At 51.5% G+C, this 24830-nt stretch carries 21 protein-coding genes and 4 tRNA genes; 7 read left to right on the top strand and 18 right to left on the bottom strand.

Going from position 1 to position 24830, the window contains the following annotated elements; all coding sequences use genetic code 11:
• Positions 1 to 10 precede the first annotated feature (10 nt).
• Together btsR and AC1931_RS09695 are read right to left on the bottom strand one after the other, a co-directional pair.
• Complete coding sequence (gene btsR / locus AC1931_RS09700; RefSeq protein WP_483877057.1) at positions 11 to 721, bottom strand: two-component system response regulator BtsR; 711 nt, start codon at positions 719 to 721, stop codon at positions 11 to 13.
• Entirely contained in the window at positions 721 to 2406 is a 1686-nt protein-coding gene (locus AC1931_RS09695; protein WP_483877056.1) for a histidine kinase, read from the bottom strand. The genes btsR and AC1931_RS09695 overlap by 1 nt, the downstream gene beginning before the upstream one ends.
• A 400-nt stretch (positions 2407 to 2806) precedes the next feature.
• Between AC1931_RS09695 and AC1931_RS09690 the strand changes: the two genes are divergently transcribed.
• Together AC1931_RS09690 and AC1931_RS09685 are read left to right on the top strand one after the other, a co-directional pair.
• A complete protein-coding gene (locus tag AC1931_RS09690; protein WP_483877055.1) occupies positions 2807 to 3478 on the top strand; it encodes a haloacid dehalogenase type II in 672 nt (223 codons plus the stop codon).
• Positions 3479 to 3616: 138 nt separating this feature from the next.
• Positions 3617 to 4021, top strand: a complete 405-nt coding sequence (locus AC1931_RS09685) for an OsmC family protein (protein ID WP_483877054.1) — start codon at positions 3617 to 3619, stop codon at positions 4019 to 4021.
• A 224-nt stretch (positions 4022 to 4245) separates the two neighbouring features.
• Here the strand turns inward: AC1931_RS09685 and AC1931_RS09680 are convergent.
• From AC1931_RS09680 to AC1931_RS09670, 3 genes are all read right to left on the bottom strand, one after another.
• Positions 4246 to 4333, bottom strand: a tRNA-Ser gene (locus AC1931_RS09680).
• 10 nt (positions 4334 to 4343) lie between these two features.
• Positions 4344 to 4835, bottom strand: a complete 492-nt coding sequence (gene tadA, locus AC1931_RS09675; protein WP_483877053.1) for a tRNA adenosine(34) deaminase TadA — start codon at positions 4833 to 4835, stop codon at positions 4344 to 4346.
• Positions 4829 to 5680: a glycerophosphodiester phosphodiesterase gene (locus tag AC1931_RS09670; RefSeq protein ID WP_483877052.1), complete on the bottom strand. Its 852-nt coding sequence runs from the start codon at positions 5678 to 5680 to the stop codon at positions 4829 to 4831. Before AC1931_RS09670 ends, tadA begins: the two co-directional genes overlap by 7 nt.
• 178 nt (positions 5681 to 5858) lie before the next feature.
• Between AC1931_RS09670 and AC1931_RS09665 the strand changes: the two genes are divergently transcribed.
• Positions 5859 to 7388 carry a PepSY domain-containing protein gene (locus tag AC1931_RS09665; protein ID WP_483877051.1) on the top strand — a complete coding sequence of 510 codons (1530 nt, stop codon included), beginning with the start codon at positions 5859 to 5861 and terminating at the stop codon, positions 7386 to 7388.
• Between the two features lie 45 nt (positions 7389 to 7433).
• Here AC1931_RS09665 and AC1931_RS09660 read toward each other — a convergent pair whose 3' ends face one another.
• The 7 genes from AC1931_RS09660 to AC1931_RS09630 all read right to left on the bottom strand — a co-directional run bounded on the left by AC1931_RS09660 (position 7434) and on the right by AC1931_RS09630 (position 15220).
• Positions 7434 to 8525, bottom strand: a complete 1092-nt coding sequence (locus tag AC1931_RS09660; RefSeq protein WP_483877050.1) for a cache domain-containing protein — start codon at positions 8523 to 8525, stop codon at positions 7434 to 7436.
• Between the two features lie 49 nt (positions 8526 to 8574).
• Positions 8575 to 9216: a DUF8082 domain-containing protein gene (locus AC1931_RS09655; protein ID WP_483877049.1), complete on the bottom strand. Its 642-nt coding sequence runs from the start codon at positions 9214 to 9216 to the stop codon at positions 8575 to 8577.
• Between the two features lie 30 nt (positions 9217 to 9246).
• Complete coding sequence (locus AC1931_RS09650; RefSeq protein WP_483877048.1) at positions 9247 to 10371, bottom strand: DUF4388 domain-containing protein; 1125 nt, start codon at positions 10369 to 10371, stop codon at positions 9247 to 9249.
• 179 nt (positions 10372 to 10550) lie between these two features.
• Positions 10551 to 11894, bottom strand: a complete 1344-nt coding sequence (locus AC1931_RS09645; RefSeq protein WP_483877047.1) for a sigma-54-dependent transcriptional regulator — start codon at positions 11892 to 11894, stop codon at positions 10551 to 10553.
• Complete coding sequence (locus AC1931_RS09640) at positions 11884 to 12975, bottom strand: sensor histidine kinase (RefSeq protein WP_483877046.1); 1092 nt, start codon at positions 12973 to 12975, stop codon at positions 11884 to 11886. Before AC1931_RS09640 ends, AC1931_RS09645 begins: the two co-directional genes overlap by 11 nt.
• Before the next feature lie 167 nt (positions 12976 to 13142).
• Positions 13143 to 14399, bottom strand: a complete 1257-nt coding sequence (locus AC1931_RS09635; protein WP_483877045.1) for a Glu/Leu/Phe/Val family dehydrogenase — start codon at positions 14397 to 14399, stop codon at positions 13143 to 13145.
• Between the two features lie 53 nt (positions 14400 to 14452).
• Complete coding sequence (locus AC1931_RS09630) at positions 14453 to 15220, bottom strand: glutaredoxin family protein (protein WP_483877044.1); 768 nt, start codon at positions 15218 to 15220, stop codon at positions 14453 to 14455.
• Between the two features lie 146 nt (positions 15221 to 15366).
• On the opposite strand from AC1931_RS09630, the gene AC1931_RS09625 reads away from it, so the two are divergent.
• Positions 15367 to 15525, top strand: coding sequence for a hypothetical protein (locus tag AC1931_RS09625; protein ID WP_483877043.1), 159 nt, complete (start codon positions 15367 to 15369; stop codon positions 15523 to 15525).
• A gap of 130 nt (positions 15526 to 15655) precedes the next feature.
• Positions 15656 to 17332: a SulP family inorganic anion transporter gene (locus AC1931_RS09620; RefSeq protein WP_483877042.1), complete on the top strand. Its 1677-nt coding sequence runs from the start codon at positions 15656 to 15658 to the stop codon at positions 17330 to 17332.
• 35 nt (positions 17333 to 17367) lie between these two features.
• Here AC1931_RS09620 and AC1931_RS09615 read toward each other — a convergent pair whose 3' ends face one another.
• Positions 17368 to 17595, bottom strand: coding sequence for a DUF2798 domain-containing protein (locus AC1931_RS09615; RefSeq protein ID WP_483877041.1), 228 nt, complete (start codon positions 17593 to 17595; stop codon positions 17368 to 17370).
• A 216-nt stretch (positions 17596 to 17811) separates the two neighbouring features.
• On the opposite strand from AC1931_RS09615, the gene AC1931_RS09610 reads away from it, so the two are divergent.
• On the top strand, positions 17812 to 20949 hold the full coding sequence (locus AC1931_RS09610) for a hypothetical protein (protein WP_483877040.1): 3138 nt from the start codon (positions 17812 to 17814) through the stop codon (positions 20947 to 20949).
• Between the two features lie 68 nt (positions 20950 to 21017).
• Entirely contained in the window at positions 21018 to 21599 is a 582-nt protein-coding gene (locus tag AC1931_RS09605; protein WP_483877039.1) for a DUF1318 domain-containing protein, read from the top strand.
• Positions 21600 to 21722: 123 nt separating this feature from the next.
• Here the strand turns inward: AC1931_RS09605 and AC1931_RS09600 are convergent.
• From AC1931_RS09600 to AC1931_RS09580, 5 genes are all read right to left on the bottom strand, one after another.
• A tRNA-Arg gene (locus AC1931_RS09600) sits at positions 21723 to 21799 on the bottom strand.
• Between the two features lie 215 nt (positions 21800 to 22014).
• Positions 22015 to 22102, bottom strand: a tRNA-Ser gene (locus tag AC1931_RS09595).
• Between the two features lie 252 nt (positions 22103 to 22354).
• Positions 22355 to 22440: transfer RNA gene (locus AC1931_RS09590), tRNA-Ser, on the bottom strand.
• A 99-nt stretch (positions 22441 to 22539) separates the two neighbouring features.
• Positions 22540 to 23817, bottom strand: a complete 1278-nt coding sequence (gene serS / locus AC1931_RS09585; protein WP_483877038.1) for a serine--tRNA ligase — start codon at positions 23815 to 23817, stop codon at positions 22540 to 22542.
• Positions 23818 to 24218: 401 nt separating this feature from the next.
• Positions 24219 to 24797, bottom strand: a complete 579-nt coding sequence (locus tag AC1931_RS09580) for an HD domain-containing protein (RefSeq protein WP_483877037.1) — start codon at positions 24795 to 24797, stop codon at positions 24219 to 24221.
• Positions 24798 to 24830: the final 33 nt, after the last annotated feature.

Here is a 24830-nt window from a genome sequence, read left to right as displayed (position 1 = left end):
CCGCCCGCTCTTATAATCCGAAAACTTCTTTGACTTTGCGTAAATAACGGCGGCTGGCCGGTAACTTATGCCCACTTCTGGTGACGATTTCAGCCTGGCCGTTTTCCAGAGTGATAATCTCATCAACCGCATCAATGTTAACCAGATACTGCTTGTGACAACGCAAGTAGCCGGCCCGCTTTTCCAGCAGCTTCAACGTCAACTCGGTGTAAAAACCGCCATCCGCAGAGAAGACACGCACACCGCTGATGTCGGAATGGACATATTCAACGGCGACAGGATCGATCAGTTTAATTTTGTGCCCACTGACACAAGGTATACGGTTTAGTGGTGCGATATCGTAATCGGGGTGACTTTGACTGGCCACCGCAGCTCGAACCTTGACCATCGTTTTGGCCAAACGCTCCGGATCGACCGGCTTCAACAAATAATCGAGGGTTTTTTCCTCAAAGGCCTTCAAGGCAAACTCGTCAAAAGCAGTGACAAATACGACATAAGGCATCACCTCGTCGTCGACCATCCCGAGCAGGTCAAAGCCATCAAGAACCGGCATCTTGATATCAAGAAAAACCACATCAGGGTGCTCATGGTTGATCACTTTAATTGCATCCATGGCATTGGCGCAGCTGCCGATAATCTCGACTTCGCCCAGTTCCTGAAGTAGCACTGACAGCTCGTCGCGGGCGTGAAATTCATCGTCGACTATCAATATTTTTATCATCAGGGCTTCTCCTGTTTACAGGGGAGAATCAGGGTTACTTTGGTTAGTTCACCAGGTGTGCAGAAAATCTTCGTCCCGTATTGCTGTCCGTAGAGATTCTGAATACGTTTTTCGACAATATTCATTCCCAAACCGTCGCCATGTAGCTTATCGCAATAGGCTCCGGCATCATCCGTCACTTCAATCAACATTTTATCCTGTTCACAACGAGCGGAGATTTTCACCACACCATTCTCCAGCATATTTGAAATTCCATGCTTGACAGCATTTTCTACTATCGGTTGCAAGGTGAAAGTGGGCACTCTTGTTTTAAGTAACTGACTGTCGATATCCTGTATGACCTGCAATTTTTCACCGAAGCGAACTTTCTGGATGTATAGATAGGAGTTGACGTGATCAAGCTCTTCCTCAAGCGTTGCCAGATCCCCGGATCGTTTAAGGTTTTTGCGAAAGTAGTTGGACAAGTGCAGGAGCAGATTACGCGCCTGGTCAGGATCTTTGCGGACAACGGCAACAATCGTGTTCAGGGCGTTAAAGAGAAAATGCGGATTGACTTGCGCCTGAATCAACTTTAGTTCCGATTTCACCAGCAGATTTTTCTGGTTTTCGTAGCGATCACGCAATAACTGCTCGGAAAGTAACTTGGCAATCCCCTCTCCCAAGGTCTTGTTCAAACTTAAAAACAGTTTATTCTTTGGTTCATACAGCTTGATCGTACCAACCACCTCATTATCAACCCGCAGCGGCACCACCAGGGCGGAGCCCAGCGGGCAGCTGGACGACAGGGCACAGGTGAAATGTTCCTTGATGCCATCAGCGTAAAGGACTTTGTTTTCCCGAATCGACTCCTGGGTTAGAGGAGATGCAATCCGCAAACCGGTCAAATGATGATCATCACCAATTCCAATAAAAGCCAGAATCTTTTCGCAATCGCTGATCCCGACCGCCCCGACTCCGGTCTCATCGTATATGATTTTCGCCAATTTTTGCGCCGTCTCGGCATTGAAACCCTGACTTAGAATCCCAAGACTGCGCTCGGCTATATTCAGAGCCTTTGCGGAAAAGATCACGCCGACCTTATCCTGCATGATCTTCTGATCACGCATCATAGTCATGAACAGGGTCGCCCCCAGGCAGTTGATCACCACCATCGGCAACATATCAATACTGATAGAGAACCAGATTGCATCAATAGAGCCCGATGCCAGCGAAAAGATGGACAACCCAAGCAATTCACAACAGAGCACGACAACCAGGGTGACCGCCGGACTGAACAACTGATCTGACTGGTTACGCTGATTTAAGTACAAATGAATTCCCCCCGCCAGGCCACCTTGAATAACCGCGACGAGTCCATAAACCATAGCAGCCTCAACTGATTGATCAGTCATCAACTGATACAGGCCAGTGACAGCACCGACGCCGAGCCCGGGACAGAGTCCTCCGGCCAATCCAGCAATCACGATGCCGATAACACTGATATTCAGCAGCTTGCTCTCTAATGGCAAGCCGATATAGGTACCAGTGATGGAAAATGCGCAAAAAATCACGAACAAAATCAGTTTATGATTAACCAGCAGAGTGCTTCCGGCCAACGATTTGAATGCCGATGATTTACTGAACAGATAAGCAACCAGAAGAAACAAGGACACTTGCTGTAGCAGGGTAAATATGTCTGCCATCATCTGGGACAACCTTCCAGGATGCTAATAACGAAAAACCAACAATCCAGCTACAGGACGGGCATCAGAACAACCTTTTGCTCCTGCAGGATAGTTGGACGCCTTCTGCGCGAATTTGGCCTGCAGCCGTCAGCTTATCTCAACTGCTTTTTTGTGGAAATAAGAATAACCTGAATTAAGGACAGATCCGCCTTTGACCCTCACTTCATCCAGAACCCTGCGCACCGTGATGACGGCACACTTTTAGCTAGGAGCCGATAGGCAGGATCGATAACTTTCTTTTATAAAACCGGGGCCCCTGACAGCACCCCGGTCCGAGATTTATAATAAACACTTCTTTGTGTTAAACTTCGGTGAATTAAAGAGCATATTCTATCATTACAATTACAAGGAGATCACAACGGTGACAACTCTGGCATTTGATGTGTACGGGACACTTATTGATACGCACGGTGTCTTGACATTACTGAAAGAACTGGTCGGCGACAAAGCCAATGCTTTTTCGAGGACTTGGCGTGACAAGCAGCTAGAGTATTCGTTTCGCAAAGGGCTGATGCAGAATTACGAAACTTTTGCCGTCTGCACCAGCCAGGCCCTTGATTACACCTGCATCTCTTATGGATCCGCTCTGAGCGCTGAACAGAAAAAGGAATTATTGGCCATCTATCGTGTCCTGCCGGCTTTTGATGACGCCAAAGAAGGGCTGGCCCGATTGAAAGACGCAGGACATCGCCTCTTCGCTTTTTCCAATGGCACGGTTGATGCCCTGGAAATACTGCTTAACAACGCGGGTATCCGCGAGTTGTTCCTTGGTGTTGTCAGTGTCGATGACATCAAGTCATTCAAGCCGAATCCGGCTGTTTATAGTCACTTTCTTCGGAAGTCACAGGCGACCGGGGGGGAATCGTGGTTGATCTCCAGCAACCCGTTTGATGTAATCGGTGCGATATCCGCAGGCATGAAATCAGCTTGGGTTCGCCGATCCCTTGAGGCCGTTTTCGATCCTTGGGGAATCGAACCAACGATTACGGTTGGCAGTCTGGTTGAACTTGAGGATAAAATTTCTCGAAGTTGATTTATCCTCTCCTACAAGTTTACTTTTCTCACAAGTCACTAACGTACTACACAAAAAAGGTATATAGCATCGAAGCAGGGGTGCCAGTCGGGAGGGTCTTTGGGAAGTTTAACCATTTAATTAGTATAGGAGCATGACATGCCTGAAGTATCATTAACGGTAAACCAAATTAATGCCTCAGCATCTAAAGCCTGTGCGCGTGATCACAGTTTTACAATGGACCGCCCGAAAGCAAAGGGAGGAGACGATAAAGGCATGATGGGAGGAGAAGCTCTTCTCGCTGGCCTCGGAGGCTGCTTTATGAGTAATCTGCTGGCTGCTGCAGTAGCGAGAGGAATTGTCCTTAGCAATGTTAAAGCAGATGTAACGGGGCAACTATCTGATGAAGGGCCAAGCCGATTCGTGGCAATTAGTCTTTCGATATCTGGTGATAGTTCTGCCCCCGATGAATTTTCCAAACTTGTCGCTATTGCAGAAAAGGGCTGCATAGTAGCGAACACTTTGCGTTCTTCGGTTGAGCTTGCGGTTCAGGTTATACGATAAGCAGCAAGTTAAAAAAAATTCCATGATAATGGTTACTACGACCCACTGCTATTTTGATTTTCAATTAAGCACAGAATCGCGCCCGATTTTCTTAAACACTCCTTTGCGCCACTATAGGCTTTTTTGAAGTGTCCATAAATTCAGGGTAGAACCCGCATTATGAGAAAGTAGAAAAACGCAAAACAAAGGGCCCAGCCATAATTGGCTGGGCCCTTTGTTTTTACTGGCGGAGGGGGTGGGATTCGAACCCACGGTAGCTTGCGCTACAACAGATTTCGAGTCTGTCACCTTCGACCTCTCGGACACCCCTCCGTGAGTGTCACTATTTGTTGAGCTTGTGTTCCTTCTTTTGCTGCCTGAGCCTGCGGAAAAAATTACTCAATTGCTGACTGCACTCTTGCTGCAATACCCCTTCGGTTACATCAACCTTATGATTGAACCGCTCATCCTCAGCGAAGTTATAGATGGAACCTGCCGCGCCGACGCGGGGATCGCGACAACCGTACACCAGACGCGGAATGCGCGCCAGAATAATCGCTCCCATGCACATGACGCAAGGCTCCAGGGTCACGTACAGGGTGCAATCGAGCAGACGCCAGGAATCCAAATCCATCGCGGCCTGGCGGATGGCAATCATTTCGGCATGGGAGGTCGGATCATTGCTGCTTTCGCGCAGGTTATGACCACGACCGATGATTCTGCCGTCATGAACCAGAACCGCACCGACCGGCACCTCACCGAGATTGTCAGCAATGGAGGCTTCAGCCAGCGCCGCCTGCATAAAATAATGATCCGGTGGGGCATCTGTCAACATCTTGTTTGTTCCTGTGCAACCATACGCTGTGGCCAGTCACTACAGACAAAGGTCACCCCCATCTGCGCGAGCTGAGCAAAGCGCTGTTGATCGTTGACCGTCCAGGTGTTAAGCCTGATACCGTGACGATCCAACAGGGAAACCAGCTCGGCATCAACCATGTATTCCGCCGGATGATAAGCGTCTACCTGCAGATCCTGAAGATAATCGAGCAGGCTTTCGGGGTGACGAAACTCTGTCAAGGCTGCGGTCGGCAGGTGCGGACACATCTGCTTGATCCATCGTAGCTGATCATGATCAAAAGAAGAAACTAATATCAGATCCCGGCAATCCATCGCAACCAGCAAATCCAGCAATACCTCTATTCGTCGCTGCATCTTCTTCATTGGCAGCTTACCCTTAATTTCCAGATTGACGGGAAAATTGCGGGCCCGGCAAAAGTTCAGCAGATCCCTCAGCAGGGGAATGCGCGCCGATGTTATCAGCTGTTGCATCGGCAGCTCGATATCACCACCGGCAACAGTGTAAAAGGGGTCTTTGTCAAGAAACCAGGTTCCGGCATCGAGTAGCTGCAACTCCTCATAGGTAAACGAGGTCAGGCTGTTACGGGTTCTTCCGACAAAAGGGGGGAGATCAGAGATATTCGAGGTCCGCCTGAGACCGCAATCATGAAAGAGCACCAGTTGGTCATCGGCGGTCATCTGGACATCGGTTTCAAGCAGATGAGCACCACAATGCTGAGCCATCTCAAACGCCAGCATGGTATTTTCCGGGGCGATGGAACGCGCACCCCGGTGCGCACAGATGGCACCTGTTGCGGGGAAATGTTGAAAAAAGTTGTTCATAATCTCGCTCTGGCGGGGAATAAATTGACAAAATTGATCTTGATCAAATGTTGATGCCGCAGTCTGGGGTACCTTTTCGCTGCTAATCAGGATGACTGAAAATGAATATTTACCTCGTACCCGTCGGCATGGCCGCGTTATTAAAAAATATCACATCAAACGGCTGAGGATAAGGTCTATGGCAACCCGCCGCTTAAGCTTTCGTATTTCCAGCACAATGCACAAATATCCGGGTCTGGTCCTGGGTCTGTATCTGCTTGCCATGGGGGCATCAGGACTGCTGCTTAATCATCCCGAGTGGATCCGTTCCATCGATACGCCGCCGTCCATCATCCCTGATGACTACAATTACAAAAACTGGAACCGGATGCTGGTTCGTGGCGGCAGCATCACCGCCGACGGCACCTGGTATCTGGCGGGAAAATCGGGAATTGCCCGCAGCGATGATCAGGGTCGCAACTTCTCACTTCTGGAGGAGGGATTTCCGACATCAGCCTATGACCGCGACAGCGTCGATCTACTGATTCTGAATGAAGACTCCGCTGATCCTAGTCTCCTGGCGGCCACCCGCAGTGGACTCTATCAGAAGCAGGGGAACAATCCCTGGTCGAAAATCTCCCTGCCGGGAGCCCCATCATCTCCACGCATGGTAGCACTGGTTGAAACAGATGGTCGAATTATCGCCTTTTCCGAATTCACCGCCTGGCAGGCAAATGCCTCAACCCTGAACTTTACTCCGGCAGAACTTGCCGTTGGCGAGCAGGATTCGGCCGCCAGGGTGCCCTTATTCCGCGTACTGCACGATATCCACAACGGAGCCATTCTCGGTACGCCGGGAAAAATCATTCTCGATATCAGCGGCATTTTTCTAGTGGTTCTTGGCGCCAGTGGTCTGATTATCTGGTTTGTGCCCTGGCGCAATCGCAAGTTTTCAACCTTACGTCAACCGCCCGGCATCTTCTTTCGCTGGTGCTGGAAATATCATCTCAAGCTGGGAATCTGGATTTTTATCATCCTGATGATTCTGGCCGGGTCGGGGGTTTTTCTGCGGCCGCCTTTGCTGCTGGCAACAGTTAACCACAGTCTCGACGCCGACAACCCCCTGCTGCATTTTTCACCCCGCTCCAGCGGCTTCGGTGGCAAGATTCAGTCCGCCACTGCCGGCAGTGGCGGTACCATCATCATTTCAACCCAGAACGGATTGTGGCGCGGCGCGGCCGACCTGCAAGGGGAATTTCGCCCGCTCAACCTGCCCGTTCCTATCCACGGCATGGGAGTAACGGTGCTGGAGGGGATGACGGATGGCCAGCTCTTGATCGGCTCGTTCAGCGGGCTCTTTGTTGTCGAGGAGCATCAGGGGCGGATCTGGCGGCTGCGGCGGCCCGGGCTACAGGAAAGCAACCCCTACCAGAGCAATGACCTGGTCAGTGGTGTGGTAATGGCAGGTGGCTACCCTTATGTGCGTTTTGACTATCATGACGGCATGCTGCCGATGACGGCAGAGCAGCCATCATTACCTGTCATGTCCGCTGAAATGGCTGCGGCAGCGCCGATGTCAATGTGGCATTACCTGTTCGAGTTTCACAATGGACGCATCTTCGAACCCTGGCTCGGCTCCTGGTACCTGCTGATCATCCCGCTCAGTGGCATCATCCTGCTGCTGCTGTGCGTGAGCGGGGCCTACGACTGGTGGTGCCGGCGAAAATAGTCATTACTGCCAATCCTGAAAAACCGGCTTCCTGGATGATTTCTGTCAAGAGTTCCCCTGTTTGGCCTTACGGGCGCGCTCCATGGCATACTTGATGCTGGTTCCGAGGCGATCAATGGCACGAGCAAGGGCACCGATTTCATCTCCACGACCGACACCGGAAACGGTAACACCCATTTGCCCCCGACTCAAACTATCAGCAACACCCGTCAGCTGGCGGATGGGCAGAGAAAGTTGCCGCGAAAACAATAAGGCAGCAATAAACCCCATAACAACCGCTACCAGCAACAACACAAAAGAATTGCGATTCAAATCCGATAGCGCTGCATAGGCTTCAGCATAGGGCTGCTGGGCGACAACCACCCAACCATCTGCGGTACGCTGGGTGAATGCGATGGTTTTTTCTCCACGCTCATTTTCAAAAATCACACTGCCGGCGCTCCGTTCGGTGGCCTGAAAAGCCGGGTGGGAACTGAGATCTTTACGCGTACTGGTGAACTCGTCTGACGGGTGAGCAATGACCTGACCGACCTCATCAAGCAAAAAGGCGAAGCCGGAAGTACCGATACGGGCATTAGCAACACTCCGTGAAATATCATCAAGATGCATCGCAATTGCCAGAACCCCCCTGAGCTGCTGATTATCCGAGCGAATAGCGGTAGAGAGAATCAGCGCCGGGCGATTGGAAGTACGACCAATAAGCACCTGTTTTCCAAAAGGCTGGCCTTTTATCACCTGCTGAAAATAATCGCGATCACCGTAAAAGGTGGTCGGATTACCGTCACTGCGACCAATGTTGGTGCCATCCGGAGCAACCGTAAAGGCCAGATAGGTCCAGCCGTAGACTCCGGTTATTGATTTAAGAACAGGGTCCTGCTGAAGATTGCTCATATTTCTGATGTCACTAAGGGCTGCATTTTGTGTCAACATCCGACGGTTCGTATCGAGCCAGCCATCAACCTCGCGGGACAGGTTCAGGGCATAAGTCGACAGCCGTTCCTCGACCTGCCTGCTGCTGTTATCGGTAGCCGACTGGTAATTGAAGAACCAGACCCCCAGGACCGGAACAATCGACACCGTCAGCATGGCTAGAAGTATTTTGGTGAAAAGATTAAAGATGGATTTTTTTTCTTCCATGGTGTTCTCCTTACCCGGCGTGGGCATGTTGGCAGAATTTAGACAATCCTCACATCAACTGGCGACAACGATCTTTAAAAGCCATGGCCTTTTTAGCATCCGGCATTTCAGCGGCGATCAGCTCGACAAACGCAGGAAGTTGATCTATCCCGATCCGGCCCGCAGCCATCCATTTTTCAAGGTTTTCTTCATAGACGAATTCAGCCATGGGTCCCATCAGATCAACCAGTGTGCGCTGAATCTCCTCCAGAGGTTGTTTAAGGGGGCCCTCAAGGGCCTGCTGCGGACTGAGCGGCTGCCCCTTGAGTTCACTCGTGTCATCGGCTACAGGCCCTTGTGCAGCCATCGTCAACTCATTCCGATGTTCTTCGAAGGCCAGTTGCAGCGACACCGACACAGAGCTGCTGTTGACATGTTGATCGCACAGCAGTACCAGAAAAAACTGCTCATCAATGGCCCGTGAAAGCAGTGCTGATCCGGAAAAATAGAGATTAATATCCTGGACATCGGGGAAGTTGAGCCGCCGTGCGGCATAGATCTTGGTGAACTGTCGCCCGATGTCGCTAAGCCCCGAGTCCTCAGATAAAGAAGGCACATCTTTATACCGCAAACCGTTTTTACGATGAAAAAAGAAGCCGCCGTGCACATCCGGCATCTGCCTGAGTTCATTGATTATTGCCTGCATCGCCATAACAGCATCCTTACCAATAGGTAAAACGGGTTATTTTTTTTGCGCCGGCACAAAGCGGGCCATAAACTGATCAAGGCGTGCTCCGTTTGCCAACGTCACTGCTACCTGAAATTTGGAAATCCTGAAAAGAACGCGGCGCAATCCCTGGTCGGGTTTTAGCTCTAAAAAACCCAGGGGCCTCCCGAGGATCGCGCCAATACCCTGGCCGGGAAGCAGGTAAAGAGATGGAACCAGTCCGTCAAAACTGCCTTCCTGGTCAGAACTCTCAAGCAGATGGTCACGTTCATCGAACAAAGCGTAAGCCTTAACTGCTGCCAGCTTCCGGATAAAATCACGCAGCTTTAGATGACCGCTGCCAGGCTGTTTAAGGGGTGCCCCGGCAGATTGGCGGGAGTGATCCATAAGCGAATTCTCCTTTTGTGTCTGACTGAATGCAGCATCAGAAAGTTCCTGCAGTTCCGGTGGATGGTCATGCCTTTGCGTTTCTCGCCGCTCGTCTTCGATACGAAAAGCCTCGAGCAGAATAAATTCGATGGAGGTATTGATGTCACGTTCTTTTGGACGGCATACAGGCTCCATTTCAATTTCCGGATTTGCCCAACAAACTATCTCGTGGGCTGCTTTTTCACCTTTGGTTGTTTTGGTCTCTGCAGCGTAGAGTTGCCCTTTTTTGATATGCAGCAGGCCACTTCCTTGAGTCGATGTGATTTTCAACGTGCATGTTTTTCCCTCCATCTGTATCAACTGCAGAAATGTCGCCAGGTTGATCCCACGGATAAAACTGCGCGAAGCATCGCCCAGCGCCTTGTAGATGGCATTGGCAAGATGTTCAATATCAAGAGGCTTTTCGATATAGTGAAAATTGTCAAAACGGTTCAATCGCTCTTCTATTTCCTGGGTACCAAAAGCCGTCATCACAATGACCGGCACAGCCGGATGATGTCGCGACAGATGGGCGAGCAGCTCAAAACCATCCATTGTCGGCATTTTCAAGTCGGTAACCAGCAGATCGATGGACTCTTGTTGGAGGATAGATACGGCGGCGGCACCGTTTTCAGCGGTCAGCACGGTAAAACTGTCGGCGTGTTCCTTAAGACCGTCTTTGAGACTGAGCAGGAACGGTTTTTCATCGTCGGCAATAAGTACATTTTTCATGGGATACACCTCTCGTTGAAATAAGAGCAACGACCATGCCAGACCACAGAAAAATCCAAGCACTCCAGTCATATTAGGGTTTTAAAGAAAAGAAAGGATAAAGAGGAAGGACTTGAAATCGTGAAGTGCCCGGTCAAACTGACTGGTCCGTTCAATTTGACCGGGTCAGAATGAACAGGTTAGTTAAGTGCGTACCCTTTAATTTTGCGCTTAAGCGTGGAAAGCCCGATCCCCAGAGTTCTGGCGGTACGGGCCAGATTCCCATGCAACTGCCTGAGGGCTGATTCAATATGCATTTTTTCTACTTCAGCCAATGGCAATATCTCTTGAGGTAAAGCCGACTCTGAACGTTGCTGTGATTTTTGGTTGATCAGTTGCGACGGGCTGATAAGGCCATTTTTCTGAAGAATGACAGCCCGCTCAATCACATTGCGCAACTCTCGGACATTGCCCGGCCACTGGTAAGCCATCAGTCGTTGCAATTCATCATCAGTCACGGAAAAAGTCCGCCCGCGCCCGATCTCACGCAAAAAATGATCACAGAGGGCGGGGATGTCCTGAGGATGCTTACGCAGCGGGGGCAAATCGATATGGAGAACGTTCAGGCGATAATAGAGATCTTCCCGAAACAGCTGTTCTTTCATGGCCTGGGCTAAATTACGGTTGGTTGCGGCGATGATGCGCACATCCACCAGGCGTGAAACACTGCCACCCAGACGCCGGACTTTTTTGTCTTCAAGAACACCCAGCAGCTTACTCTGTAAATGCAGAGGCATTTCGCCGACCTCATCAAGCAGCAGGGTGCCGCCGTCCGCCATTTCAATAAGGCCTTTGCGACTACTGGTCGCCCCGGTAAAAGCCCCTTTTTCAGTGCCGAACAATTCCGATTCAATGAGGGTTTCAGGGAGAGCTGCGCAGTTGATACCGACCATAGGCCCTTCATGCACTGGACTGCGGTAATGAATGGCAGCAGCAACAACGTTTTTTCCCGTTCCCGTCTCACCGGTAATCAATACCGGCACTTTTTCTGCCGCTGCCAGATCCACCAGACGATCAACCTCGGCAAAACCAGCTTGACTGCCGACAAAAAGGGCGGCTTTACTTTCCCGCGCGCGCCTGAATCTCTGGAATTCCTCTATCCGCTCGAGTTCACGGGTTTTCAGCGCCCGCTGCAACGTCAGGTGTAAATCCTCCAGTTCAAAAGGCTTGGATAAATAATCGTAGGCTCCGGCCTTGATCGCCTGCACGGCCAGACTGAACTCCGGATAAGCGGTCGCAAAAATAATTTTTACCTGATCGTTATGAGCCAGAAAAGCTGAACAAAAGTCTATTCCTTCACCATCAGGAAGCTTCTGATCAAGCAGCACCGCATCAACCCGCTTTTCCCGAAGGATACGCAGTCCCTCTTCACCACTGAAGGCCTGCATAACGGCAATGCCGGAAGAGCGCAAGTCGTCGCAGAGGACATCATTAAACAGTCGATCATCATCAACAATCAGCAGGGTCGGATGGTTAGCGAGCATCAGCCTTCTCCTTGGCCCAGGGCAGAAAAATACTGACAGTGGTCCCTGAACCTTCAGTACTGAAGATTTCGATACTACAGCCCATCTGTGCCAGCAACTTGCGGGTAATCACCAACCCCAGTCCGGTGCCTAACACCTTGGTGGTATAAAAAGGCTTAAAGAGGTGTTGCTGATCTTCCCTGGAGATTCCACGACCATTGTCTCGGACCTTGACCGTGACAAACTTTGAGCGTCTTTGAACACTGATGACCAGTAAAGGGTCAGATTGACCCTCCATGGCGGCAGTAGCGTTAGTCAGCAGATTCAGCATCGCCTGCTGTAAAGCGCGGGCGTCAGCTGCCACCCACACCGGATCCGCCGGTATGTCCAGCTGGAGACGAATCGGCTCTTTATCCAGACCAGACTTAACCAGCTGAACAAATTTTTCGATAAAGACCAGAAGATCCAGGGGTTTGATTTCAGGAGTCTCAAACATGCTGAAATTCTTCAATGATCTCAGCAGATATTCTACCCGGCCGATCTCGCTGATGGTGCGATCGATATACTCATGGACAACGTCGGGGGGGAATCTGTCCAGGTTACGCCGCAAGACACTCATCGTCATTTTAATCGAGTTGATGGGATTACCGATTTCATGGCGAATGCCGGAAAAAGTATAGCCGATGTTATCCATGGTATTGACGGCTTCAGCAATGGACATCAGGCGCATTTTATCCGTAACATCGCGAAGCATGATAAAACAGGTACGCTCAGCAATGGTATACACGGAATAACCCATCACGCGATTGCCGAAAAGAGTGGTCTGCTGACCTTCCAACCCTTCAATTCTGGTATAACCGTTTTCCTGGGGCAGCAACAGCTGGCAGATTTCCTCACAATTCTCCGGATCCACTTCATCTTTCAGCAAAGCGACGGCACTGGCATTCTGATAAACAACGCGGTCTTCCAACAGGTCAAGTACGATGATGCCGACATCAAGGTACTCCATGACATTCTGATAGACCCATTCGATGGATTTCTTGTCTTTTGATGTTGGCGGGGAGGAGCCGGCAGGCTCTGATTTTGATTTATTATCATTCATCGATATGTTCACTTCTCATTTAAAATGACATCGCGCCGGTTTCAGACTCGCGAACAGCTGAACGGCCAGATCATATTAACAGCAGATCAGCTTCACGCAAAGCTTTTCAGGATTGCTGCTGTTTCTTGATATTCAAGACCTGTATCATCAATCTGCTGTCACGGTTGCTAGAAACCCCGCAGGTTGACGGCCGTGATCACCCGTTTAAGAGCAATGACATAGGCGGCCTGGCGGTAGCTTAACCGTTCTCGAGCGGCCTTCTTTTCAACCAGGGTCCATACCTGGTTCAGCCGTTTTTCCAATTTTGTCATGACCTTTTTCCTGCTCCATTGACAACGCTGACGATTTTGCGCCCATTCAAAATAAGAAGCCGTTACCCCACCGGAATTTGCCAGGATATCAGGAACAACGGGTATTTTACGCTCCTCCAGAATATCAACGGCACTACAATTGACGGGGATATTGGCCGCCTCGACAATCAATTTTGTCTGGAGTTTTTCCACGTTGTCCTCGTGAATAACGCCGCTGACGGCAGCGGGAATCAGAATATCCACATTGAGCTGTAACAGTTCTTCGTTACTGATGGTGTCAAAATCACCGGTGAGTTCATCGAGTGGTTTTTTCAGATTGTTCGATTGCTCCATCTCATCGAGAATTTTATCAACATCAAGTCCACTTTGCTGATACAAACCACCGCTCGAATTTGACAGCGCCACAATCTTTGCACCACGATCTGCTAAAAACCGGGCAGCATACCTGCCCACATTCCCCATCCCCTGAACTGCAACCGTTGCTCCGTCAACTTCAATTCCTTCGGCAATCGCAGCTTGAGCTGTCATCAAGGCTACCCCGTAACCGGTTGCTTCAAGACGCCCGGCCGCGCCGCCTAATTCAAGCGGCTTACCGGTAACAACGGCCGGATTAAATCCATCATTGTGGGCACATTCGTCAAGAATCCAGGCCATCTCTTTCGGCCCTGTCCCCATATCCGGCGCCGGAATATCACGATCGGACCCCAGCAGGGTCAACATGCGCCGGACATACTGTTTCGTAAGGGTCTCCAGCTCTTTATCCGACAGCTCCCGGGGATTGCAGTTAATTCCACCCTTGGCACCGCCAAAAGGAAGGTCACAAAGACTTGTTTTCCAGGTCATTATTTCAGCTAGGCCGATAAAGTGTTGCAGATTGACATCGGGATGGTATCGCAATCCCCCCTTAAATGGGCCACGACTCTGATTGTGCTGAACGCGATACCCATAAAACAACTTGATTGTGCCGTCATCCCGTTTCAACGGCAGTTCGAAACGGACTTCACGATACGGGCTGCGCATCATCTGCCGCAATTCCGAAGGAACATCAATTAGATCGAAGGCATCATCTAAAAACCGTTCACAGGTGTTGCGAAGACTTGTATTTCTTGCCATCTTTTTTCCTCTTGGCTTTAAAGATCAGTTTATTAATTCGGAAGATTTTCTTATCAAAACACATAGGTGCGGAAAAACATCCACAGCCCCATACCAACCATGATCATATTTTCTGTCAGCGACACAAAACCCAGCGGCACATTGCTGTCTCCTCCGACACAGGCACACTTGAGTTCTCGCCTGTCGATATATACCGCCTTAAATACCGAGACCGCGCCCACCGTACCAATGAACAAGGCTAAAGGGGCAGCCAGCCAGATGAGCACACCTGCCAGCATCAAAATCCCCGCGATCGTCTCGGCGTATGGGTACACATAGCCATAGCGCACATAGCGTTGAGCTAACAGGTCATAATTGAGAAACATGGTACTGAAACTCTCCACATCTTTGAGTTTCTGAAGCCCCAACAGACACATGGCGATAGACACGAAATATTCAGGCATCCTGACACTCAGCGGCGTACCAGTCGCCGTCCAGCTGACCGCCAACCCCATCAGTAATGCTGTGGCGAAAAGGGCGATAACCGGTTCGTAAGTGACCTTATCCTCATCGGGTGAATCCAGCCCAAAATACTCTCGCAATGCGTCGTAGCCGCCAATACGTTCACCATCGATAAATATCTGAGGAGTCGTCTTGACCCCGTGCTTTTCCATAAACTCATCCGTTTCCTGACGAGAGGTCAAATGATGATCCTCAACTTCGATCCCATGACGTTCTAACAGATCCTTGCTTTTCAGACCAAATGGGCACAGGTGGTCCCCCATCACCATACGGTAGAGTTGCGCCGTCTTATCCTTCTTGAATGCGTTTGCCTTATTCATCTTCCAACCTCCATATCTACTGATCAATTCTGATGCCTTGCCGTAGAGTGACATCTAAGACCTTAATAACATGAGACTTCAACTATAACGCAATATACCCAAACAACAAACCGCACGACGGGTACTGGATGGGACGGCAGGGGGTGATGGATTCTAAAAAGGGCAAACCGATGGTGAAAACAACGCGCTGGTATCTGTTCATCGTCCCGATCAGGGACACTATCCTGCGGCGATGCCAGATTGCAGATGATGACAGACAGGACCGCCGGGATTTTTCCTTTGCCATCAGCATGTCACGGCGCTAGTATCGATGCCGCACAACACTATTCTTGTGGTGTGAAAAATAGCTCTATTCCGCCGACACCTGGACTCCCCCTGTTTGCCCTCGCTGCCGACGGACATGATCAACCTTGATCTGCTGCCAGGGGTTGCAAAATGTCCCAGTCCAAACTCGTCCCGAAACTTGTTACCGTTTTTCAGGAAGGCTACAGCCGTTCCCAGTTTGGCTCCGACCTGCTGGCCGGCATTATCGTCGGCATCGTCGCCCTGCCGCTGGCCATCGCCTTTGCCATCGCCTCGGGGGTCAAGCCCGAACAGGGACTTTATACCGCCATCGTTGCCGGCCTGATCATTTCCGTTCTGTCCGGCAGTCGCGTCCAGATTGGTGGGCCGACCGGTGCCTTTATTGTCATCATCTACAGCATCGTGCAGAAACACGGCTACGACGGCCTGGCGACTGCCACCATGATGGCCGGGATCCTGCTCATCTTCATGGGGCTGGCGCGGATGGGGGCGGTTATCAAATATATTCCCTACCCGGTAACCGTCGGCTTTACCGCCGGGATCGCTTTAATCATCTTTGCCGGTCAGTTGCGTGACCTGTTTGGTCTGCAGATGGAGCAGGTTCCGGCCGAGTTTCTGGAAAAATGGCCCGCCTACGCCACCCATATCGACAGCATCAACCCCTGGGCGGCCGGACTGGGAGCTGCGACCATCGCGATGATCCTGCTGTGGCCGCGCGTTACCCGCAAGATTCCCGGATCACTGCTGGCAATTATCCTTACCACCTTGGTCGTTCACCTGTTTGCGTTACCGGTTGAAACCATTGGCAGCCGCTTTGGCAGTGTTGCCACGAGCCTGCCCATGCCGCGTCTGCCGAACATCAGCCTGGAACTGATGCGTGAACTCTTTGCGCCGGCTCTCGCCATCGCTTTGCTGGCGGGCATTGAATCCCTGTTGTCGGCGGTTGTCGCCGATGGCATGACCGAGCGCCGTCACCGCTCCAACATGGAGTTGATTGCCCAGGGAGCCGCCAACATGATTTCACCCCTGTTCGGTGGGATCCCGGCAACCGGCGCTATTGCCCGCACCGCCACCAATATTAAAAATGGCGGGCGCACCCCCGTTGCCGGCATTGTCCATGCCCTGACCCTGCTGCTGATTATGCTGTTTTTCGGTAAATGGGCGGCACTGATCCCCATGGCGACTCTGGCCGGCATTCTTGTTGTAGTCGCCTGGCACATGAGTGAATGGCACCTGTTCGTACGTCTGTTGAAAAGTCCCCGTAGTGACGTGCTGGTGTTGGTCACCACCTTTGCCCTGACCATTTTTGTCGACCTGATCGTCGCTATCGAGGTGGGGGTCGTGCTTGCAGCCTTGCTGTTTATGCGGCGCATGGCCGAAACAACTCAAGTCTCAAAAGTCGGAATAGCGCTGAGCGAAAGAGAAGAAAACATGGATGATCCCCTGGCACTACGCCTGCGCCAGGTGCCGGCAGGGGTTGAGGTATACGAAATCGCCGGACCGTTTTTTTTTGGCGCCGCTGACAAGTTCAAAAATGCTCTGGCAACGGTCTCCGGTAAACCCAAGGTGCTGATTCTGCGCCTGCGCCATGTCCCGGCTATCGACGCAACGGCACTCCAAGCTCTGGAAACTCTGCACCAGCGCACCCTCAGGATGAACACTACACTGATTCTTTCCGGTGTCAATCCTGACCCTATGTCAACCATGAAGCGCGCAGGCTTTATTGATAAGATCGGTAGCGCTAACGTTTTTGACCATATCGATGACGCCCTGCAACGGGCCGCTGACATAGTCGAAAAGGACGGTTAACCGACAATAGATATCAGCTCTTTTCCTTTTGACCTTCAGTGTTGCCGCACCACCATCTTCACGATGCGACGAACCTGAGGCACAACCACCATAATCGTCGGATAGGCGATCACAAATGCCTTGATGAAGGCTTCGATCCACAACCCGACAAATCCTTCAACCAATCCCATATTGATGAAGGTAATCACTCCCGACATAAGAAATGACATAAACAGGGACATCAGAAAGGTAAAAACAAAAAACTCGTACTTTTGCGGAATCATAAAAACTCCAGCCAGGGACAAAGGAACACAATGACAGATCTGTATGCATAGCGGATCATGGCCAGAATTTCCAGATGAATTCTCCCATAGTTTCTCTGAACTTTTTGCTATGATGAAGGGCAAATAACACCGCGGCAACAACTAAACACAAGTAAAGGCCCACAGCAGATGACATCACCTCAGCACGAGCGGGGGCACAGTCGGATCCGGCAATGCATGAGGATTGCAGGATTGGTTGCTTCCGCCTTGACCTTGATGTTCGTGATCATGATATTTGCGCTGTGGCAATATCGCAGTCCGCTGTTGAACAATCTTGCCAGACCTCGCCTTGAACAGTTTCTTGCCACAACATTCGAGGCACGGGTCACAATTGAGCAGCTCGCGCTGGACACTGGGAAGCTCCGTGTTCGGGGAATAACTGTAGATCATACCGATCTCTATCGCGTGACGGTGTCCGGCCTGATCCTGGATTTTACTCTCGCAAAGCTATTAAGCGGGCGGCTCAGCGCCCTGCAGGTGGAACAACCGGAAATTTATTTCAAGCCAGCGCTTATTTCAGGGACGGACCGTTCTGCCCCCATCAACTTGCGAAAACCGCCGATCCGCATCGACCGGTTGACGGTTAACAGCGGCCGTCTCGATCTTGAGTTGACGAATCAGACCGTTGCAGTGCGCGCCATTGAATTCAATCAGCATGATGCTCCATCGGGAATGTTTCACCTGTCATTGACCGTGCAAGAAGGGCAGACCCCACTCAAGCTGTCGACCAGCGGTCAAGTGCAATGGGCTGCCGAACCCGAATTACAACTGGATGAATTTAACCTCGATGGCCGCTCACTGCTCACCGCACCCTTAACCCTGCGCCCGGCAGCTGACGGACTGGTGGCGGGAGGGGAACTGGTGATGACTCAGGTTGACCGGACACAACTGGATTCCTGGTTGGCTCTTGGGAGAATGCAACAGCGCCTGCCACCTGACGTCGATTTTTCTGCACAGAACCTGCGCCTGGGGGTGGAAATACGTGCGGGAAAGATTCATGGGGAACTTAGCCTTGACGCTATACAATTAACAAAAAGTGACGTTCGTTCTCAGCTGAACAATGTACTTCTGAATGTTTCCGGCGATCCAGGGCAATGGCACGCCACAGGAGAAGCGCGACTGGCAGAAGGCTCCCCCGTATCTTTAACTGTGCAGGGAACGGATAAGCATGTGGCTGCCACCGCGCAAGGGACATTCCTTGATCTGGCACGGATACCAAAGATTGTAGGCCAAGAGCAAACCCTGCCGGTCAGTGGTGGTCTTGAATGGACAGCACGAGCCGAATGGCTGGATCAATACCTGGAACTGAGCGGCGAATTTCATGGGGTTGGACCACCACCATCAGCCGGCACTATGACTGTGAATATATCGCCATTGCGTGGCAACTTCGAGGTTAAGGGATCTATTGACAACCTGACCGGCAACCTCAACCTTGACCTGGCGAAAGTTCCCCTGCTGACGCTAGCCGGCAATTCTGAACAGCTGATTGCCCAACTGTACCGAACCTCCATAAGTTCTCTGGCCAGAACGCTTTCCCTTTCCCGCTGGCCGCATCTTATCGAAAATAAAGGGTGGCTCACCGGACAGATGCAGCTGAATCCTGAGACAGACAGGATCCGGGGTCATTTCAACTTCACCGGTGAAAATCTACAAGCTGCCGGTTTTGATTTCGCGACAAGCCGCGTCAGCAGCCGGTTTCTCTGGCAACAAGAGCAGCTTGTGCTAACCGATTTAAGCTTGGACTCAGCAATGACCGGTCATGGTTTATCAATTCCCGTTGCGACATTGCAGGGTTCTGCGCGCTGGCACGCAACGACCCTGCAACTGGACATTGCGTCACTGAAGATCGAAAACCTTGAATATCTCTCCGCCGATAATATGAGCGCGCTGGCCGGAGGGGCCCTTGACCTTACCGGTAAAGTGGTGTGGGACCAGGTACAACAACGGCTGCATTCCAGACTGAAGGGCTCTACCCTGGTGCAGGAGGCACTGCTTCGTTCCTTCTACGGCAACCTGTCCCAGCTGCCCGTCGATTTTGACCTGCAAGCCGATTGGAATAACGCTTCGGAATTGTTACAACTTGATGGGATCACCCTCTCTTTGCCCGCTATTGGTCAACTTAAGGGACATGGAAGCTGGCATTCCGAGGTGCTGAAATTTAGCGGCGAGCTTGTGTTTTCGCAACTTGAAACAGGCTTCAACCTGCATCTGCGACCGCTGCTGGCAACCCTGTCCACAAAGTTGGAACAGCTTGACTTAAGCGGTACCCTGGCAGCTGTCGGCGCCGGAAGTTGGGGGACTGATGGCTGGAAAATCACCGGCGTCCTTCATCCTGATACCTTCAGCTTGCAACACCGCACCGCACATTTCAGCATACTCGATCTGTCTGGTGAGATCCCTTTTATGCTTTCTTCCGGTGATGAGACTTCAGGTATCGCGCACAACGGATTTTTGGCGTTCTCGCAACTTCAATCCGGGCCGGTTGACAGCGCGGCGAGTTATCTCACCTTCACAGCAACAACCAATCGTCTGACCTTTATGGACCCATGGAAACTGAATCTGGCCAGCGGCCAGATTCTGATTGAAAACCTGGGCATTGGTCACGGTTCCGCCGGTCTATCTATCAGTGGTCACTCCCGGATCGAGCATATCGATCTTCAGGAACTCACCCAGGCGCTGGAACTGACACCCATGCAGGGAAGTCTGACCGCTGATCTTGGTGAGTTTGAGTATCTTGACGGTATGTTGCAATCGGAAGGAGAGGCCCACATCGATGTCTTTGGGGGCACTATGCAGATCCGCAACCTCAGAGCACGCGATATTTTTTCATCCTATCGCAGTCTTGAAGGGGATATCGACTTTCATGGGATTGATCTCGAACAATTGACCAGAACCTTTGCCTTTGGTGAAATCAACGGCATTATGGACGGCTACATCCATGAACTGCGTTTATTTGGCAAGGTACCCTCGGCTTTCGTCGCTGAAGTTTCCACCCGTGAGCAGGGGCAGCGCAACATCAGCGTCAAAGCCCTTAATAACCTGACGGTGATCAGCCAGGGAGGACTTTCGGCAGCCCTCTCGCGCGGAGTGTATCGTTTTATCGATTTTTATCGCTACCGTAAAATTGGTCTATTCTGTGTCCTGCGCAACGATGTTTTTGTACTCAAAGGAACTGCCCGCAGCGACTCAGATCTGCACCTGGTTGATGGTGGGCTACTACCGCCGCGCATTGATATTCTGGCACCAGGGACGGGGATATCGTTCCGCGAGATGCTGCGCCGTCTGGAGCGCATTGATCGCACCGCAACACGCTGATTTTCTGCCACGCCCTTCCTGTCGTGATATAATGATGTCAGTTCCTTAACCAAGCCGGAGAGATAGATATGAAAATAATGCTTCGTCCGTTACTTACCTTACCGCTTCTGATCATTGCCGCGTGCGTTACTATTAACATCTACTTCCCGGCTGAGGAACTGCGCGGCGCCGCCGATAAAATTGTTGAAGAGGTCTGGGGTGAACGCAATCTGCCGCAAGATCCCGCAACCCAACCGCCAGCAGGAAACCGCGGCACTTTTCTGCGCTGGCTGAGCGGCCCCACCACCGCTTATGCTGCCCAGGATATCAACGTCACCACCCCGGAGATCCGGGCGGTGAAAGAGGCCATGAAGCAGCGTTCTGACCGCCTCTTCCCCTATCTTGATTCAGGACATATCGGCATCGGTTCAGACGCACTGCTTAAGGTTCGTACAACGGAAGGACTTGACCTGCGAACCAGGGGCGAGATAACTCGTCTGGTGAATGAGGAGAATGCTGATCGTCAACGCCTCTATGCAGAAATCGCCCGCGCCAATGGTTTTCCCGATCGGGCCGGCGAGGTGCAGGAAATTTTTGCAGCATCCTGGCGCGATAACGCGAAAAGCGGATGGTTTATCGAACAGGCCAATGGCAGTTGGCTCGCAAAGTAACAGCACAATAGTACTGACGGATTAACCCTGGCACAATGGTGGACGCCAATAGCTTTCGGAACCTCGCTAACAAAAAAGCAAAAAAAAGGACTCAGCTGTCATGGCTGAGTCCTTGATTTTTAATGGCGCGCCTCGAGAGATTCGAACTCCCGGCCTTCTGATCCGTAGTCAGACGCTCTATCCAGCTGAGCTAGAGGCGCAAAGAGATGAGTTTATCACCCAGAATCGATTTTTTGTCAATAGCTTTGTAAAACTGGCGGAGAGGGGGGGATTCGCCCACTACGTCGCCACCATCACGGTGGCTCCTGCGTCGGCTCCCCTGCGCTCACTGCCGCGACCATCCATGGTCGCTTGTCTGACATTAAGTCAGCGTTCGCTAACGCTTCGAATCCTTTAACCTGTTGTACTAAATAACTGGCGGAGAGGGGGGGATTCGAACCCCCGGTAGCATACACTACACTCGCTTAGCAGGCGAGCACCATCGGCCTCTCGGTCACCTCTCCGCAAATCAACCTAAGCTGTTTTTTCCTGGCATTTCTGACATTAAGTCAGCGCGCTAACGCTTCGAATCCTTCTACCTGCAATACTAAACAATTGGCGGAGGAGGTAGGATTCGCCCACTTTGTCGCCACCATCACGGTGGCTCCTGCGTCGGCTCCCCTGCGCTCACTGCCGCGACCATCCATGGCCGCTCTTCTGACATTAAGTCAGCGTTCGCTTCGCTTCGAATCCTTCTACCTGCAATACTAAACAATTGGCGGAGGAGGTAGGATTCGAACCCACGGAACTTTCGTTCAACGGTTTTCAAGACCGCCGCCTTAAGCCACTCGGCCACTCCTCCGTTTAATCGCTGACGTCTTGCGAAAAACTTTCGAAGGGTAACCAACCTTGACATAAAAAGCAAGCACAAACAGACCGTCATTCTTCCCGGGCAGCATCCTTACACTGGCGCCGCAATCTTCTGCAATCCTCCCATATAGGGAACCAGAACCTCGGGAATAATCACTGAACCGTCTGCCTGCTGATAATTTTCCAGAATCGCCACCAGGGTGCGACCGACAGCGAGGCCGGAACCGTTAAGGGTATGCACCAGTTCCGGCTTTTTTGCACCGTCACGACGAAAACGGATGGCTGCCCGGCGGGACTGAAAGTCGCGGAAATTCGAACAGGAAGAAATTTCCCGGTAAGAGTCCTGCCCCGGCAGCCAGACTTCGATATCAAAAGTCCGCGCGGCAGAAAACCCGATATCACCCGTACACAGATCAATCACCCGATAGGGCAGCTTCAATAGTTTCAATACTTTTTCAGCATGCTGCAGCAAGGTTTCCAGTTCGGCATCGGAATCTTCCGGACGGGTGAACTTCACCAGCTCCACCTTGTTAAACTGATGTTGACGGATCAATCCCCGGGTATCGCGCCCATGTGCTCCGGCCTCCTTGCGGAAACAGGGAGTGTAGGCGGTGTAGCATAGGGGCAGATCCTTTTCACTTAAGATTTCGTCACGGTGGATATTGGTCACCGGCACTTCCGCCGTCGGAATCAGAAACAGATCGACATCTTCGGTGTGGAACAGATCGGCTTCAAACTTAGGCAACTGGCCGGTTCCGGTCATGGAAGCGCGATTGACCAGAAACGGCGGCAGGGTCTCGGTGTAACCGTGCTGATCGGTATGCAGATCGAGCATGAAATTGATCAGTGCCCGCTCCAACCGCGCACCGGCACCGGTTGACAGGCAAAAACGCGCACCGGAAATCTTGCCGGCACGTTCAAAATCGAGGATACCAAGGTCGGGACCAAGATCCCAATGGGCCTTGGGTGCAAAATCACATTGCGGCTTGTCACCCCAGGTGCGCACCACCGGGTTGTCCTCTTCCGACGCCCCGACTGGTGCCAGTTCATGAGGAATATTTGGCACCCCCATCAGCAGTTCGTTTAATTGTTCTTCTACCTGCGCCAGCTGATCATCCAACTCCTTGATGCGGGCAGAAACCTCCTTCATCCGGGTAATCTCTCCCTGCACCTGGCTTTTGTCTTTAGTGCGCCCGATAATTTCGGACACCTTATTCTTATCCGCCTTAAGGCCTTCCGATTCGCCGAGCAGTTCGCGGCGCTGCCGATCAAGGACCGAAAATCCCGACAGATCAATATTGCCGCCACGGCGTGTTAAAGCCGCTTGCACCGTATCAAAATTTTCCCGTAAATATCTGATATCAAGCATTGTTTACTCCTTATGATCAATCTCGTTCAGTGCTCAAGGTCAATAGCACTTTGAAAATTCGTGGTCAAGCCGTCGATTGAAAATTCGTATCTGTTAAGCACCGGGTCGGGAATCCTATGCCAAGGGACGCGATTGTTTCCCGTTGGGTCATCCATGACCGCTTGTTGTCGCCATCCATGGCGACAAACACCCTTGCCACAGGACCCCCGACCCGGTGCAAAGGACAGTGCTAAATAGTTTATGAAAACTGAATATTTCTTTTGCAGAGAGGCCCAACGTCCATTTTGTCCGGGAAAGAGATTTGCCTCAGATGCAAGGCGTCACAGGGATTTTCACCGCAGGCGTGGCAGCACCACGTCGAGGATGAAAATCAGTGTGATAACGCCGCAGATGGGGTAAAGCTATTTTCCGTTACCACCATTGACCCACCACTGATGATCCTCATCAAACCACCACTTCGATGAATCGGTCTCCCAGATCGTTTCCGCCAGCTCCTTGGCGATATCGGTCTTCAGACGCAGGCGTGAAAAAGGGTACCACTCATCAGCATAGCGGTTGCCCAGATCCTTATGCTCCTTGAGGGACAACACCAGCTCGAGTTGGTCGGCGTCGTGGGCCAGTTGTGACTCGTAGCTCTCGCGGGCAGCAAACTCCCTGAGGGTATCACGGTAATCGTCGCCAAAGGGGAGCTCTCGGGCAAGATCGTCGACGGCTTTATTCTCATCGACCTGCACGTATTTCTTGTTAACGTAGTTCAGATCACCGGTTCTGGCCTCGGGAATGTCATGAAAAAGGCAGAGTTGCAATACTCGCGCAACATCGGCTTTGCCGTCAAGCTGAGCCAGGGCATAACCAATCATTGCTGTGCGAAAGCTGTGTTCAGCCACCGACTGGGCACCCGAACCCAGAAACTGAAAACCGGTGCGCGGCGTACGCTTGAGCATCCCGACTTCAAACAGAAAATTAGCTATATTTTTCATGGATACTCCTCCCCAGTTCACTGTTCACTGTTC

Source organism: Pelovirga sp. C15f (assembly GCF_057178085.1).
Note: the sequence above shows the minus strand (reverse complement) of the source record. Positions and strands in the feature narration are given on the sequence as shown.

What these genes read in the sequence shown, in the direction of transcription:
- AC1931_RS09605 (WP_483877039.1), top strand. Translation starts at nt 21,018, where the DNA reads ATGAAAATAATGCTTCGTCCGTTACTTACCTTACCGCTTCTGATCATT.
- AC1931_RS09645 (WP_483877047.1), bottom strand. Translation starts at nt 11,894, where the DNA reads ATGCTCGCTAACCATCCGACCCTGCTGATTGTTGATGATGATCGACTG.
- AC1931_RS09580 (WP_483877037.1), bottom strand. Translation starts at nt 24,797, where the DNA reads ATGAAAAATATAGCTAATTTTCTGTTTGAAGTCGGGATGCTCAAGCGT.
- AC1931_RS09630 (WP_483877044.1), bottom strand. Translation starts at nt 15,220, where the DNA reads ATGAATAAGGCAAACGCATTCAAGAAGGATAAGACGGCGCAACTCTAC.
- tadA (WP_483877053.1), bottom strand. Translation starts at nt 4,835, where the DNA reads ATGTTGACAGATGCCCCACCGGATCATTATTTTATGCAGGCGGCGCTG.
- AC1931_RS09650 (WP_483877048.1), bottom strand. Translation starts at nt 10,371, where the DNA reads ATGAAAAATGTACTTATTGCCGACGATGAAAAACCGTTCCTGCTCAGT.
- AC1931_RS09625 (WP_483877043.1), top strand. Translation starts at nt 15,367, where the DNA reads ATGGATTCTAAAAAGGGCAAACCGATGGTGAAAACAACGCGCTGGTAT.
- AC1931_RS09620 (WP_483877042.1), top strand. Translation starts at nt 15,656, where the DNA reads ATGTCCCAGTCCAAACTCGTCCCGAAACTTGTTACCGTTTTTCAGGAA.
- AC1931_RS09640 (WP_483877046.1), bottom strand. Translation starts at nt 12,975, where the DNA reads ATGAATGATAATAAATCAAAATCAGAGCCTGCCGGCTCCTCCCCGCCA.
- AC1931_RS09670 (WP_483877052.1), bottom strand. Translation starts at nt 5,680, where the DNA reads ATGAACAACTTTTTTCAACATTTCCCCGCAACAGGTGCCATCTGTGCG.
- AC1931_RS09655 (WP_483877049.1), bottom strand. Translation starts at nt 9,216, where the DNA reads ATGGCGATGCAGGCAATAATCAATGAACTCAGGCAGATGCCGGATGTG.
- AC1931_RS09685 (WP_483877054.1), top strand. Translation starts at nt 3,617, where the DNA reads ATGCCTGAAGTATCATTAACGGTAAACCAAATTAATGCCTCAGCATCT.
- AC1931_RS09635 (WP_483877045.1), bottom strand. Translation starts at nt 14,399, where the DNA reads ATGGCAAGAAATACAAGTCTTCGCAACACCTGTGAACGGTTTTTAGAT.
- AC1931_RS09615 (WP_483877041.1), bottom strand. Translation starts at nt 17,595, where the DNA reads ATGATTCCGCAAAAGTACGAGTTTTTTGTTTTTACCTTTCTGATGTCC.
- AC1931_RS09610 (WP_483877040.1), top strand. Translation starts at nt 17,812, where the DNA reads ATGAGGATTGCAGGATTGGTTGCTTCCGCCTTGACCTTGATGTTCGTG.
- btsR (WP_483877057.1), bottom strand. Translation starts at nt 721, where the DNA reads ATGATAAAAATATTGATAGTCGACGATGAATTTCACGCCCGCGACGAG.
- AC1931_RS09665 (WP_483877051.1), top strand. Translation starts at nt 5,859, where the DNA reads ATGGCAACCCGCCGCTTAAGCTTTCGTATTTCCAGCACAATGCACAAA.
- serS (WP_483877038.1), bottom strand. Translation starts at nt 23,817, where the DNA reads ATGCTTGATATCAGATATTTACGGGAAAATTTTGATACGGTGCAAGCG.
- AC1931_RS09695 (WP_483877056.1), bottom strand. Translation starts at nt 2,406, where the DNA reads ATGATGGCAGACATATTTACCCTGCTACAGCAAGTGTCCTTGTTTCTT.
- AC1931_RS09660 (WP_483877050.1), bottom strand. Translation starts at nt 8,525, where the DNA reads ATGGAAGAAAAAAAATCCATCTTTAATCTTTTCACCAAAATACTTCTA.